The organism is Nocardia sp. NPDC004722, assembly GCF_053601505.1.
Genome location: NZ_JBSGBY010000246.1, coordinates 1 through 11,586, shown reverse-complemented (window position 1 = coordinate 11,586; position 11,586 = coordinate 1). Strand labels below are relative to the sequence as shown.

General features: G+C 68.7%; 16 protein-coding genes and 1 pseudogene. 4 read left to right on the top strand and 13 right to left on the bottom strand.

What is annotated here, in order from left to right; translation table 11 throughout:
* Both ACWELQ_RS23360 and ACWELQ_RS23355 read right to left on the bottom strand, forming a co-directional pair.
* Positions 1–463, bottom strand: a pseudogene (locus tag ACWELQ_RS23360) (hypothetical protein); the annotation flags it as partial.
* An 18-nt stretch (positions 464–481) separates the two neighbouring features.
* Positions 482–859 (bottom strand): STAS domain-containing protein, encoded by a 378-nt coding sequence (locus ACWELQ_RS23355; protein WP_452399170.1) that lies wholly within the window; start codon positions 857–859, stop codon positions 482–484.
* A 218-nt stretch (positions 860–1,077) separates the two neighbouring features.
* Between ACWELQ_RS23355 and ACWELQ_RS23350 the strand changes: the two genes are divergently transcribed.
* Positions 1,078–1,569 carry a hypothetical protein gene (locus ACWELQ_RS23350; protein ID WP_452399169.1) on the top strand — a complete coding sequence of 164 codons (492 nt, stop codon included), beginning with the start codon at positions 1,078–1,080 and terminating at the stop codon, positions 1,567–1,569.
* Here the strand turns inward: ACWELQ_RS23350 and ACWELQ_RS23345 are convergent.
* From ACWELQ_RS23345 to ACWELQ_RS23330, 4 genes are all read right to left on the bottom strand, one after another.
* Complete coding sequence (locus ACWELQ_RS23345; protein ID WP_452399168.1) at positions 1,551–2,327, bottom strand: metallophosphoesterase family protein; 777 nt, start codon at positions 2,325–2,327, stop codon at positions 1,551–1,553. The genes ACWELQ_RS23350 and ACWELQ_RS23345 overlap by 19 nt on opposite strands.
* Positions 2,324–2,578, bottom strand: coding sequence for a BON domain-containing protein (locus ACWELQ_RS23340; RefSeq protein ID WP_452399167.1), 255 nt, complete (start codon positions 2,576–2,578; stop codon positions 2,324–2,326). Before ACWELQ_RS23340 ends, ACWELQ_RS23345 begins: the two co-directional genes overlap by 4 nt.
* Positions 2,575–3,135: a hypothetical protein gene (locus ACWELQ_RS23335; protein ID WP_452399166.1), complete on the bottom strand. Its 561-nt coding sequence runs from the start codon at positions 3,133–3,135 to the stop codon at positions 2,575–2,577. The genes ACWELQ_RS23340 and ACWELQ_RS23335 overlap by 4 nt, the downstream gene beginning before the upstream one ends.
* 65 nt (positions 3,136–3,200) lie before the next feature.
* Positions 3,201–3,812, bottom strand: a complete 612-nt coding sequence (locus ACWELQ_RS23330) for a flavodoxin family protein (RefSeq protein ID WP_452399165.1) — start codon at positions 3,810–3,812, stop codon at positions 3,201–3,203.
* A gap of 121 nt (positions 3,813–3,933) precedes the next feature.
* Here ACWELQ_RS23330 and ACWELQ_RS23325 point away from each other — a divergent pair, with 121 nt between their 5' ends.
* On the top strand, positions 3,934–4,083 hold the full coding sequence (locus ACWELQ_RS23325; RefSeq protein ID WP_452399164.1) for a hypothetical protein: 150 nt from the start codon (positions 3,934–3,936) through the stop codon (positions 4,081–4,083).
* A gap of 3 nt (positions 4,084–4,086) precedes the next feature.
* On the opposite strand, the gene ACWELQ_RS23320 is transcribed toward ACWELQ_RS23325, so the two are convergent.
* The gene (locus ACWELQ_RS23320; protein WP_452399171.1) at positions 4,087–4,521 is read right to left on the bottom strand and encodes a MarR family winged helix-turn-helix transcriptional regulator; all 435 of its coding nucleotides are present in this window, start codon (positions 4,519–4,521) and stop codon (positions 4,087–4,089) included.
* Positions 4,522–4,640: 119 nt separating this feature from the next.
* Here ACWELQ_RS23320 and ACWELQ_RS23315 point away from each other — a divergent pair, with 119 nt between their 5' ends.
* Both ACWELQ_RS23315 and ACWELQ_RS23310 read left to right on the top strand, forming a co-directional pair.
* Positions 4,641–5,636 (top strand): SMP-30/gluconolactonase/LRE family protein, encoded by a 996-nt coding sequence (locus ACWELQ_RS23315; protein WP_452399163.1) that lies wholly within the window; start codon positions 4,641–4,643, stop codon positions 5,634–5,636.
* A gap of 11 nt (positions 5,637–5,647) precedes the next feature.
* Entirely contained in the window at positions 5,648–6,046 is a 399-nt protein-coding gene (locus tag ACWELQ_RS23310; RefSeq protein ID WP_452399162.1) for a PPOX class F420-dependent oxidoreductase, read from the top strand.
* A gap of 6 nt (positions 6,047–6,052) precedes the next feature.
* Here ACWELQ_RS23310 and ACWELQ_RS23305 read toward each other — a convergent pair whose 3' ends face one another.
* From ACWELQ_RS23305 to ACWELQ_RS23280, 6 genes are all read right to left on the bottom strand, one after another.
* Complete coding sequence (locus ACWELQ_RS23305) at positions 6,053–7,306, bottom strand: THUMP-like domain-containing protein (protein WP_452399161.1); 1,254 nt, start codon at positions 7,304–7,306, stop codon at positions 6,053–6,055.
* Positions 7,307–8,284 carry a class I SAM-dependent methyltransferase gene (locus ACWELQ_RS23300; RefSeq protein WP_452399160.1) on the bottom strand — a complete coding sequence of 326 codons (978 nt, stop codon included), beginning with the start codon at positions 8,282–8,284 and terminating at the stop codon, positions 7,307–7,309.
* Between the two features lie 47 nt (positions 8,285–8,331).
* A complete protein-coding gene (locus ACWELQ_RS23295; protein ID WP_452399159.1) occupies positions 8,332–9,099 on the bottom strand; it encodes an enoyl-CoA hydratase-related protein in 768 nt (255 codons plus the stop codon).
* Between the two features lie 11 nt (positions 9,100–9,110).
* Positions 9,111–9,956: an NUDIX hydrolase gene (locus ACWELQ_RS23290; protein WP_452399158.1), complete on the bottom strand. Its 846-nt coding sequence runs from the start codon at positions 9,954–9,956 to the stop codon at positions 9,111–9,113.
* A gap of 58 nt (positions 9,957–10,014) precedes the next feature.
* A complete protein-coding gene (locus ACWELQ_RS23285; RefSeq protein WP_452399157.1) occupies positions 10,015–10,461 on the bottom strand; it encodes a MoaF-related domain-containing protein in 447 nt (148 codons plus the stop codon).
* 141 nt (positions 10,462–10,602) lie between these two features.
* Positions 10,603–11,436 (bottom strand): ABC transporter ATP-binding protein, encoded by an 834-nt coding sequence (locus tag ACWELQ_RS23280; RefSeq protein ID WP_452399156.1) that lies wholly within the window; start codon positions 11,434–11,436, stop codon positions 10,603–10,605.
* Positions 11,437–11,586: the final 150 nt, after the last annotated feature.

Here is an 11,586-nt window from a genome sequence, read left to right as displayed (position 1 = left end):
CCTCGATGCCCCAGTGCTCGCAGGTCGCCTCGGCGAAACGGCGTGCCCGCTGCCCGCAGCTGGCGGTGCGCGCCAGATCCAGCACGGCGCGCCGACGCGGCGGTTCGTCGGCCAGCCCCCGCAGCGCCTCGGAGACGTCGGCATGGATGGCGACGAAGCGATGAATCGCGCTGGCGCACAACAACTCACGACGCAGATCGGCGGCGACGACCAGCAGGATCGGCACCCCCGGCCAATCGCCTATTCGCATCCACGCGCTGGTGAAAGCGGTGTATAGCGGCATCGACTCCACTCTCAGCTCATCGATGACCACCACCAGGGCGCGCGGCTCCTCCACCGCGAATTTCACCAGGCTATCGGTGAAATCGCGGTAGGTGATCGGCGTCAGATCACCGTGCGGATGCAGTACCGAGCAGCCTTGCCGCTCAGCGACGTCCCACCGTATCTCCTTGCCGCCCAGCACTTTCCATCACCTCGATGTTCATGCACGGTCCTCCGGGAACCGTGGCACCAATCCCAGCAGGTCGGACATGCCCAGAATCCGCACCGGCTTGGTCACCCTCTCGTGCCCTGCCACCGACACCAGACCCACGCCCCGCACCGCGCAACGCTCACGGGCTCGGAGCAGGACATTCAGTCCGGCCGCGCCGAGAAATTCGACTTTTTCCAAATCCAGGATCAATCGGGCACCCGGCTCGGTGATCTCGCTCGCCGCCCGTAACGCGGTGTCGAACTCGTCCGCGGTGGACAGGTCGATCTCTCCCGCAACCTGGACGACCACGTCATCGCCCAGCGAATCCCAGCTCACACGAAGCGGAGATCCGGTACAGCCGAGAACCCTGCGGTCTCGCTGATTCATGCGAATCACGCTAGAGGAATACCCGGATCGGGGAACCGAAACCACCAAGTCGATCATGCCTATTTTGCTTGAAAGCGGCACCAACGCAAAGACTTTCGCCGCCGTACCCGTACACGGGTACGCCGGCTACCGGACGGGTGCGCCGACGCGGCACCGCGTGCCGTCCGGTCCGATCCACTCGCCGAGCCGGGCGAAACGGCGCATTCTTGGGTATGGCCATGGAGCGGCAAGACACCTATGCCCGCGCGTCGGCGGAACTCGACCAGCGCGAGCTGGCCGCGGCCGAGGTCGAAGCGCAACTCGACCAGCGTGAGGAATCGCTGCGACAACGAGAACAAGCCGTGACGCGGCGCGAGCGCGCGGTCATCGAACGCGAACAGTCGGCGGATCGCCGCCAGTCGGTGGCCGACAGCCGCGAGGAGCTCGCCGACGACCGTGAGGACTCGGCGGATCAGCGCGAGGATCTCGCCGACCGGCGGGAGCAGGACGCCGACGAACGGGAGGCGATCCTGCACCGGCGGCTGGGCGTCCACGCGCCGAACGCCATCCCGTCCCTCCCGCGCTCGGCCCGTGACGAAGCCGCGCGAGATCGCGGTGCCGCACGGGACGAACGGCAGCAGGCACAGATTCAGCGCGCGATGGACGACAGCCGCAGGCAGCTCGATCGAGCGTTCTGCGCGCTCACCGACGATCACGAGTCGGCGGGCTGAGTCCTCGGCCCGGGGCTCGCGGCCGATGCCGTGGCGTGGTGATCGCGCCTGGGATCGACCCGGTAGAGCGCGTAGGCCGACCGGATGACCGGTTGCGCGACATTGCGAACCGGGACGCCGCCGGGCGTGCGGCCGTGCTCGGTCCCGGCGTGCGCGTGACCGTGAATCGCCAGGTCGGCGGCGGCCTCGTCGATGGCCTCGGCGAGCAGATAGGAGCCCAGGAAGGGATAGATCTCGCGGGGTTCGCCGCGCAGGGTGTCGGCTGCGGGCGAGTAATGGGTGAGGGCGATCCGGATATCGGTGTGCAGGCTGTCCAGGGCGGTGCGCAGGGATGCGGCGAGAGTCTCCGTGCGCCTGATGAACTCGCGCATCAGCGGTTCGCCGAACGCGCTGCCGGAATGCCCCGCGAAGCCGCCGCCGAAGCCGATGGTGCCCGCGACACCCAGGGTCCGCTCCCCCACCTCGACCGTGACGGCGGTCCCCTCGAGCACGAGAATGCCTCGGTCGCAGAGTGTTTCGGCGATGCGGTCGGCCGCGTCGCCGTGGTGGTCGTGATTGCCGAGGACCGCGATCACCGGTACGTCCAGACCGCCGAACTCCGCCGCGACGACCCGGGCCTCCTCGACGGTGCCGCAGCGGGTGAGATCCCCCGCCAGCAGCAGCACGTCCGCGCGTTCGGCCAGATCCGCCAGCGCCGGGCGGAACAGGCCCCGTGATTCGTCGCCGAGGTGGACGTCCCCGACCGCCGCGATCCTCATTCGCCCAGGGTTTCCACGACGTGCGGCCGGGTCGGCGGCAGCACCTGGATCTCGTTGTGCACCGCGAAGCCCGGCAGCGTCTCGCGCACCACCTCCTCGATGTGGCCGCGGCTCTCGGCGCTGTTGACGCCTCCGGTCAGCGAGACCACCAGGCCGCTGACCATGACCTGGATGCCCAGTTCGGCGGTGCGGGCATCCTCGTGCAGGATGCGGCGCAGGCGGGCGATGACGTATTCGATGCTGTCGTTCATGCGGTGGGCTCCTGAATCACGGACAGATCGGCCAGCAGGCCGAGAAAGGCTCGCGCGTACGGCGAGTGGACGGTGTGTTCGCGCACCACCGGCCAGTCGACCTGCTCGCGCAGATCGCGGGCGATCCGCAGCATTGGGCTCAGGTCCAGGCGGTGGGCGTCGAAGACGAGCAGCTTGTCGATGATCAGGTCGGTGCCGCTGATCACCGGTGCGATCGTGGGCCCGATCCGCATGACGTCCGCGCGATCGAGCATCTCGTCGGTGACCTCCCGGTAGTTGGGCCGGAAGATCAGGTCGACGAGGGTGTCGCCCGCGTAGGCCTTGATGAGCCAGTCCTCCGGCGGGTCCGAGAGCCGTAATCCGGCCCGCGCCAGCGCGGTTCGCGCCGGGCCGATGTCGGCGCGCTTGATGAACAGGTCCACGTCGTGGTCGGAGATCGGTCCGCCGCGCGCGTAGACCGCGCAGCCACCGGCCACCGCGAAGCGGATATCCGTGTCCGCGAGCGTGTTCACCGCGCGGGTGAGCGCGTGCAGCAGTTCGTCGATGGTGGCGGCCATGTCACCGCGATACCCGGCGGTGACCGTTTCACGCAGCCCGCCGCCGAACCAGTCCGGGGTCGCGCCTATCGCCCACCGGGATAGCGCTGACTGCTCAGGAGCCGGGCCAGGTGCGCGGTATTGCGGGCGAGGGTGTCGATCGTGCGGATCACCGGTGCGGGCGGCTCGGGCAGGTCGAGGTAGTCGGTGCCGCCCATGGCCTCGCCGTTCCAGTAGGCACAGCCCTGGGCGGGAATGGTGAAGCCGATGTCGTTGAGGCCCTGGAAGAGATCGGCGACGATCTTGTGCGCGCCGTCCTCGTTGCCGACGACCGCGGCGATGGCCACCTTGCCGGTCATGGCGGGACGGCCCGCGGCGTCACGGAGTGAGAGTTCGGCGTCGAGCCGTTCGAGGGCGCGCTGCGCGACCGAGGACATGTGCCCCAGCCAGGTCGGCGTCGCGATCAGCAGGATCTCCGAGGCGAGGATCTCCTGGCGGATCGCCGGCCATTGATCGCCGTCGCCTTCGTGGGCGTGCACGCCGGGGCGAATATGGTGGTCCACCAATCGAATCGACTCGCCGCCGACACCGTGGGCCGAGAGGCGGTCCAGGATCTGCAACGCGAGCAGGTCACTGCTGGAATCCTCGGGCGAGGACCGCAGCGTGCACACCAGTGCGACGGCATTGAGCTCGGCCATGGATGATCCCTCCTGCCGATATCGGGTCCGTGCCGCGGTACCCGGTGCGGTCGCGGGCAAACGCACTGAGCGATGGGCAAACGCACGCACTGCGCGATCGGCGAACGCACTGAGCGGGCGTTTGCCCATCGCTCAGCGCGCGCATGCCAATCGGCAGGCCGTGTTCGCCGATGCGACGGCCGGGTGGAAGGCCGAGGACCGTGGCGAATTCGCCCGGCTGCTCACCAGATTCGTCGCCGACTTCCAGGCCGTCAGCGCGGACCGGGACTGACGGTCAGTCCGGGCGCACCGAATCCAGGACGGTGGCGGCGCGTTCGAGCATGTCCATGAGGGCGGCGCGTTCGGCTTCGGTGAACTCGGCGGCCAGGGCGCGTTCGACGGGGACGGCGCGTTTGTCGGCGGCGTGCATGACCTTGCGGCCTTCGTCGGTGAGGCTGGTTTCGAGGACGTTGCGGTGCCAGGCGTGGGGGGTGCGTTCGATGAGGCCGCGGTCGCGCAGGTTGCCGAGGACGGTGTTCATCGTGGGTGGGGTGACGCCGCAGCGGCGGGCCAGTTCGGCGGCGGAGATGCCGGGGTTCTCGCTGAGCACGTAGAGGGCGGCGTACTGGGGGATGGTCACGCCTGCGGGTTTGAGGGCGGCGTTCTTCGCGCCCATGAGTGCCTGTTCGGCGCGCTTGATGAAGCTTCCGAGGCGTTCTTCGACCGGCATCGACGTCACCGGAGCATGATAACCCATCGATCTATTCGAGTCTTGACGATCATTAGAACTCTAATCTATCTTCGCTCTCGCACCTTGATGTCAGCTCGACTGGTTCGAAAGGGTTTCCCATGCCCCACCCGATTCGCCGCTGGGCCGCACCGGCGGCGGCGGTCCTTCTGCTCGCCCTCACCGCGTGCGGCACCGGCGACGCGACCACCCCGGCGGCCGACCATCTCGACACCGCCTACGAGCTGCCCGACGGCGCGTACCCGGAGAGCATCACGGCCGATCCGCGTACGGGCGAGATCTACGCCAGCTCGTTCCTGACCGGTGCCGTCTACCGGGCCACGCCGGGCAATCCGAAGGCCGAGACCTTCTTGCCCGCGGGCGCCGACGGCCGCAAGACCGCCAACGGCGTGAAGGTGGACGCCGCCGGGCGACTGTGGGTGATCGACCACACGGCGGGAATCACGGTGTACGACACCGCGACTCGCGCCCTGATGGCCCGCTTCGACATGCCCGCGCCGGACAAGGCGTTCCTCAACGATCTCGTCATCACACCCGACGGCAGCGTGTATCTCACCGACAGCGGACGGCCCGTCGTCTACCGCATCGCCCCGGAACAGATCGCGGACGCGCTCGCGCACGGTGGGCACGGCGGCGAACTCCGCGTCCACGCCGACCTCGGGGCGACGAAAGACCCTGCCGCGCAACAGGCCATGGTGCTCAACGGTCTCGCGGCCGACGACGCGGGCCGGTACCTGCTGGTGGTCGACATGACCAACGGCGACCTGTACCGGGTCGCGACCGATGCGACGGCGGCGGTGCGCAAGATCGGCTTGACCGGCGGCAACGCGGTCGACGGCGACGGACTGGAAATGCGCGGCGATACGCTGTGGGTGGTGCACAACAAGGGGAACGCGGTCAGCCGCTGGCAGCTCGACGCGGACGGCACGAAAGCCGAACTGCGGCACCGCGTCACCGATCCCGCCCTCGACATCCCCACCTCGATCGTGCACACCGGCGGCCACGCCCTGGTGACGGTCTCCCAGTTCGACAAGAACGGGCCCTACGGCGCGGGCACTCCGGCCCCGTTCCGCATCATCGAGATCTCTCAACTCTGAAGGAGCACACCATGACCCACCCGATCATCCCCAGCAAGTACGAAGACCTGCTGACCCGCCCGCTGTTCGCCCACCTGGCGACCCTCAACCCGGACGGCACCCCGCAGGTGACGCCGATCTGGCAGATCTGGGACGGCGAGTTCCTGCGCTTCACCACGACCACGACGCGGGCCAAGCACCGCAACACTTCTCGCGACCCGCACGTGGCCGTGAGCATCAACGATCCCGACGCGCCGTACCGCTACCTCGAGGTGCGCGGCGTCATCGAGCGCATCGACGCCGACCCCGATGGCGAGTTCTTCGACGTCCTGGCGCAGCGCTACGGCCTGAACTACGAGAAGCCGGTGGGCGATCACGCCGACCGCGTCATCCTCGTCCTGCGCCCGACCCGCGTCACTTTCCAGGGCTGAAACGAATTACGGAGTAGCGCATAGGAAAACCGTCGCCGTCCGGCCGATTCGCGTGATTACCAGCGAATACGGCTGGCTGCCACGGGGTTTGATGCGACTGCGCAGCGCATCCGGATCGATATCGACGCCCCGGGCCAGAATTTCCAGCGGCCCGCAATCACGCCGATGCAGCTCCGCCCGCAGCGTCTTCTCCCGGAACTCCATCCGATCAAGGATCCGGAACCCGCGCACCCCCTCGGGCACCTTGTCGCCGGTGAGATAGGCGATCCGCGGATCCAGCTGCCACAGGCCGTGTTTCGCCGCGTAATGCCGCACCAGCCCGGCCCGCACCACCGCCCCGTCCGGGTCGATGATCCACTCCCCCGGTTCCCGCTCGGGAATGTCGTCCGGATCGGCATCGGTGAGCGTCCACGGCTCACCGGCCGACGACAACACCGTGGCCCGCCGCGTGACCCCCGCCTCCGCCAGCCCCGGCGACCACAGACACGCTTCCCGCACCGCCCCGTCCAACGACACGACCTCGACCTCCCCCGCCCAGGCGAGCTTGTCGAAATCCAGTCCGGGAGCACACTTCACAGCCAGATCCCGCCCCGCGTAGGCGGTGAGCAGATCCGGCAATGGCGGCTGCAACTTCGCCGGATCATGCGTCCGCCGCCCATCGGCCCGCCGCGCCGGATCGGCGATCACCACCTCGGCCGTGCTGCACGGCACGAGGGCATCCGCCTTGGCCAGCAACACGTTTCGCGGATCCGCCTCGCCGCGTTGGATTCCGGCCAAAAGCACGCCGGAATGACGAGGGGAATGGCCAGACGAATGGCCAGGGACGGGGTGTAGCGAGGGGCCGAGGTTGTGGGCCGCCATGGCTAGGCGGACCTCGTCGAGGTCGCTGCCGATGACCGTCGGGCATGTCTGGGCCAGCTCGGCAAGTTCCGCACCGATCGAACAGGTTACGTCGTGGACGGTGCGGCCTGCGAGGCGTTGGGCGCGGTGGCGGGCCACTGCGGTCGGGGTCGCCTGTTGGAGCGCGTCGTCGGTGAAGAGCCAGTCCTGAGCGTCGGCGAGTTTCACGGCCGCGCGGCGGCGCAGGCGGACGGTTTCGACGAGGGCCGGGGCGCGGTCCGCATGCGACTTGCGGACTCGCTCCAGGTCTTTGAGGAGTGAAGCCGGGGTGAGCGCGAAATCGCCTACCTCGGCCAGGGCCGCCGCGCCGGGGGCACTGGTGAGGTAGGCGATGTCGTCGCGAGAGAAGGTGTACGCCACCTACTTGGCGGAGACGCCGGGCTTCACGCCGGTGATCATGGCGTTGTAGAAGAACTGGCGGGGCACCACGTGGCGCAGCACCTTCTCGTCGAGGGCGGAGAAGGCCAGCCACGCGCGGTACTGGGCCATGCGGTAGCCGATGGTCAACTTCTCGTCCGGCACGGCGGCCTCGAAGGTGCGGACCGGCCAGCCCCACAGGGCGGCGGCGAATTCCTCGGTCTTGGCCTGGACCTCGATCGCTCCGGCGCTGGAGGCCATGCGCTCCAGGTCGGCGGGATCGAAGGTGTGCAGGTCCACGACGGCCTCGAGGGCGGCGGCGCGGGAGGACTCGTCGAGCTCCTCCTGCGGGCGACGCCAGCTGCTCAGGAACGGCAGCTTGGTGACGTTGGTGGTGATCTTCCAGGTGAGCTGGCCGAGGCGGCGCGCGTAGATGTTGCCGATGGTGGTCGGCTCACCGGCGAACACGAAACGACCGCCGGGCTTCAGCACGCGCAGGCACTCCTTGAGCGCGAGCTCCACATCGGGGATGTGGTGCAGCACCGCGTGGCCGACGACCAGGTCGAAGGTGTCGTCCTCGTACGGGATGGTCTCGGCGTCGGCGACGCGGCCGTCCACGTCGAGGCCCAGGTTCTGGCCGTTGCGGGTGGCGACCTTGACCATGCCCGGGGACAGGTCGGTGACCGAGCCGCGCTTGGCGACTCCGGCCTGCATCAGGTTGAGCAGGAAGAAGCCGGTGCCGCAGCCGAGTTCGAGGGCGCGGTCGTAGGGCACTTCGGCGCTGGGGGCGACGGCGTCGAATCGACCGCGCGCGTACTCGATGCAGCGCTCGTCGTAGGAGATCGACCACTTGTCGTCGTAGGTCTCGGCTTCCCAGTCGTGGTAAAGGACCTGGGCCAGCTTGTTGTCGCTATACGCGGCCTGGACCTCTGCCTCGGTGGCGTGCGGGTTCGGCGCGGGGTCTTCAGGACCAACTGTCATGCAGGGCAGCCTAATGAATACCCCGGTGAGGGGTGTTATCGGGCTACTTAACGGCCCGTGAACGGGACCGCGTCCGGACCATTGTCCAAATAGGAACGTGTTCCAACCTGCTGATCTTCGGTGCCGAACAGATCCGCCCATTCGCGACGCGCTCGATCATGGCCGTGCGTGCCCGCTTCGAAGACCCGTTTGGCGGCCGCCAAGGCGAGGCTCGGACCACCGGTGAACTGCTTCGCCCAACGCAGCGCGGCGGTGAAGACATCGTCGGGGGCGACGACCTCGTCGACCAGGCCGAGGGAAGCGGCTTCCTTGTGGTCGACGAAGCGACCGCTGTAGACCAGATCCTTGGCGGCGGACGGGCCGATGAGCAGGCTCAGGCGGCGGATACCGGCCAGGGGGATGAGGCCCGCCTTGATCTGCGGCAGGCCGAGTTTCACGTTGTCGCCGATGATGCGGCGATCGGCGGCCAGCGCCAGCTCCAGGCCCGCGCCCAGCGCGTAACCGCTGATGGCGGCGACGGTCGGCTGGGGCAGCCGGGCCAGCGAGTTCAGCGCCGACTGGAAGTCCTCGACCATGGCCGACGCCTGCTCGGGAGTGAGCCCGGCCAGTTCGGCCAGCTCGTCACCGGCACTGAACACGCGCTCGTCGCCGTAGACCACGACCGCCGAGATCGACTCGTCCTTGCCGATCTCCTCGACCGCGCCCGCCACCTCCAGCGCCACCTGGAGATCGATCAGATTCATCGGCGGGCGTGCGATGCGCAGCACGGCGATACGCTCTGCCACACCCCGGTCCACGGTCACGAATTCGGCCACGGACGGACACCCTACTCGGGGCGCTGCGAACCCCGGATACGCGAGTTGTCCGGCAGCTCGGCGAAATAGCGGTCGGCGTTCGGGAAGGCCAGCGCCGGACCGTTGCCGGAGGGGTCGTAGATCGGCATGATCGGGCTGATGGCGCGCTCGGCCGCGAGAATCTCGGCGGTGGAGGCGAATTCGTTCAGTGCCGTGAGCTGGGTCCAGGTCGGCGGCAGCAGCACGTCCAGGCCCTCGTGCCAGCGGGCGATGGCCTCGGTGGGCGTACACCAGGTGACGACCTCGGCCTCGGAGGTGTCACCGTCGGCGAGCTGGCCTTCCGGCAGCACCGCGACGAAGAAGCGGGTGTCGTAGCGGCGGGGCTCGATCTCCGGGGTGATCCAGTGATCCCAGGGGCGCAGCAGATCCGCGCGCAACACCAGGTTCTCGCGGGTCAGGAATTCGGCGAAGGACAGCTCGCGGCGTTCCAGTTGCGCGCGGGCCTCGGCGTAGACCGAGGAGTCGGTGACGATGCTGTCGGCGGTCGGCCCGGCCAGCAGCACACCGCATTCCTCGAAGGTCTCGCGCACCGCCGCGCACACCAGCGCCTGCGCGCGGCCCGCGTCGATGCCGCCGAATCGCTCACCCCACCAGGCCGGTTCGGGTCCGGCCCAGTCCAGGGCGATGGCGGCGTCCGAGGGGTCGACGCCACCGCCGGGGAAGACGGTCATCCCGGCGGCGAAGGCCATGCTGCCGACGCGCCGCTGCAGGAAGACTTCGGGCCCGTGCGCTCCATCGCGCACCAGCACGACCGTGGACGCGTCCTTGATGGGCGCGGCCGTCGGCTGGGAATCGGGCTGGGCAATTGCTTCGCTCACCTTCGGACCATAACTGTTGCCCAGGCTAAGCGATAGCACGGGTTGCGCAGGACGCAGGTCAGTCCGTCAAATGGACTGACCCGGTGCGGGTTTCGAGGATCGGCTGGCCGGATCCGTCGTGGCGGGTCCAGGTGCCCTCGACCTTGCCGGTGCGGTAGTCCTGCACCTGGCTGACCACCGCGCCGGTGTCATCGGTCCAGGTGACCAGGAAGATTCCCGATTCGATGGGCTCGACCGCGACCGGGGTGCTGGTCTGGCGTCCGGTGTCGGCGGCGGTGTAGGTGACGGTGCGGCCGTCGACGGAGAAGGTGATCGTGCCGCCGGAGCCGGAATCGTAGCTGAGCTGGACCGTCTTGCCGTTCAGGTCCGCCGGGACCGCGGCCTTGCCGAGTGTCTCCGCGGCATGGGACCTCGAAACCTGCTGGGCGGCCGGTGGATCGGCGACACACCCGGTGGCGGCGAGGGCGAGGGCCAGTAACGCCAACGCACCGATGCTCCGGCCCAACGCCCGCTCCCTCCGTACACGGCAGTTGCGGACAGTTTGCCCATAGCCGTGTCCGGATGCAATCGCAGCGCGCCGGGGACTCTGCTGAACAGTTGCCGAACTTCAGCGGCGACAGTGCCGGTCAGCGATTGCGGCGACCTGTCAGCGATTACGGTGGCGACCGAAGCGTTGCGCCCGGCGCGCGAAGTAGCGGCCGTCGATCTGGTCGAGCTGAATCGCTTGGCGGAACGCGTCACTCAGGTTCTCGGAGGTGAGCACGTCGGTGAGCAGGCCCTGCGCGACCACGCTGCCCTCGTTGAGCAGCATGCCGTGGGTGAAGCCGGGCGGGATCTCCTCCACGTGGTGGGTGACCAGCACGGTGGCGGGGGCGTCGGGGTCGGCGGCCAGGTCGCCGAGGCGTTCCACGAGTTCCTCACGGCCGCCCAGGTCGAGGCCGGCGGCGGGTTCGTCCAGCAGCAGCAGTTCCGGATCGGTCATCAGCGCCCGGGCGATGAGCACGCGTTTGCGCTCGCCCTCCGACAGCGTCCCGTAGGTGCGGTCGGAAAGGTGTTCCGCGCCGAGGCTTTCCAGGATGTCGACGGCGCGATCGGTGTCCATGTCGTCGTAGCGTTCCCGCCAGCGGCCCATCACCGCGTATCCGGCCGAGACCACCAGGTCGGCGACCTTCTCGTCGAGCGGCACCCGGCTGGCGACGGCCGCGGAGGAGATGCCGATGCGCGGGCGCAGTTCATTGATGTCGACGCGGCCCAGCGTCTCCCCCAGCAGGTTGGCGACGCCGGAGGTGGGGTGCATCTCGGCGGCGGCCATGCGCAGCAGGGAGGTCTTCCCGGCCCCGTTGGGGCCGAGCACCACCCAGCGTTCGTCCAATTCCACCTGCCAGGTGACCGGACCGACCAGGGTATGTCCGGAACGTCGGACGGTGACGTCGCTGAAATCGATGAGCAGATCGGGATCCGGTTGCGGCACGGGGTCCATCTTGGCCCACCGCCTCCGGCCACGGTCAACGTGGTGGGTGAATCGGGTGCGTGTCCTCCCCGGAAATGCGACGCCGATAAGCGATTTCGTGTGTGCGCGCATCGAATTCCGATAGTTCGCGCTCCGAAGCAGGCAATCCGCGGTCTCGAC

What these genes read in the sequence shown, in the direction of transcription:
- ACWELQ_RS23355 (WP_452399170.1), bottom strand. Translation starts at nt 859, where the DNA reads ATGAATCAGCGAGACCGCAGGGTTCTCGGCTGTACCGGATCTCCGCTT.
- ACWELQ_RS23350 (WP_452399169.1), top strand. Translation starts at nt 1,078, where the DNA reads ATGGAGCGGCAAGACACCTATGCCCGCGCGTCGGCGGAACTCGACCAG.
- ACWELQ_RS23345 (WP_452399168.1), bottom strand. Translation starts at nt 2,327, where the DNA reads ATGAGGATCGCGGCGGTCGGGGACGTCCACCTCGGCGACGAATCACGG.
- ACWELQ_RS23340 (WP_452399167.1), bottom strand. Translation starts at nt 2,578, where the DNA reads ATGAACGACAGCATCGAATACGTCATCGCCCGCCTGCGCCGCATCCTG.
- ACWELQ_RS23335 (WP_452399166.1), bottom strand. Translation starts at nt 3,135, where the DNA reads ATGGCCGCCACCATCGACGAACTGCTGCACGCGCTCACCCGCGCGGTG.
- ACWELQ_RS23330 (WP_452399165.1), bottom strand. Translation starts at nt 3,812, where the DNA reads ATGGCCGAGCTCAATGCCGTCGCACTGGTGTGCACGCTGCGGTCCTCG.
- ACWELQ_RS23320 (WP_452399171.1), bottom strand. Translation starts at nt 4,521, where the DNA reads ATGCCGGTCGAAGAACGCCTCGGAAGCTTCATCAAGCGCGCCGAACAG.
- ACWELQ_RS23315 (WP_452399163.1), top strand. Translation starts at nt 4,641, where the DNA reads ATGCCCCACCCGATTCGCCGCTGGGCCGCACCGGCGGCGGCGGTCCTT.
- ACWELQ_RS23310 (WP_452399162.1), top strand. Translation starts at nt 5,648, where the DNA reads ATGACCCACCCGATCATCCCCAGCAAGTACGAAGACCTGCTGACCCGC.
- ACWELQ_RS23300 (WP_452399160.1), bottom strand. Translation starts at nt 8,284, where the DNA reads ATGACAGTTGGTCCTGAAGACCCCGCGCCGAACCCGCACGCCACCGAG.
- ACWELQ_RS23280 (WP_452399156.1), bottom strand. Translation starts at nt 11,436, where the DNA reads ATGGACCCCGTGCCGCAACCGGATCCCGATCTGCTCATCGATTTCAGC.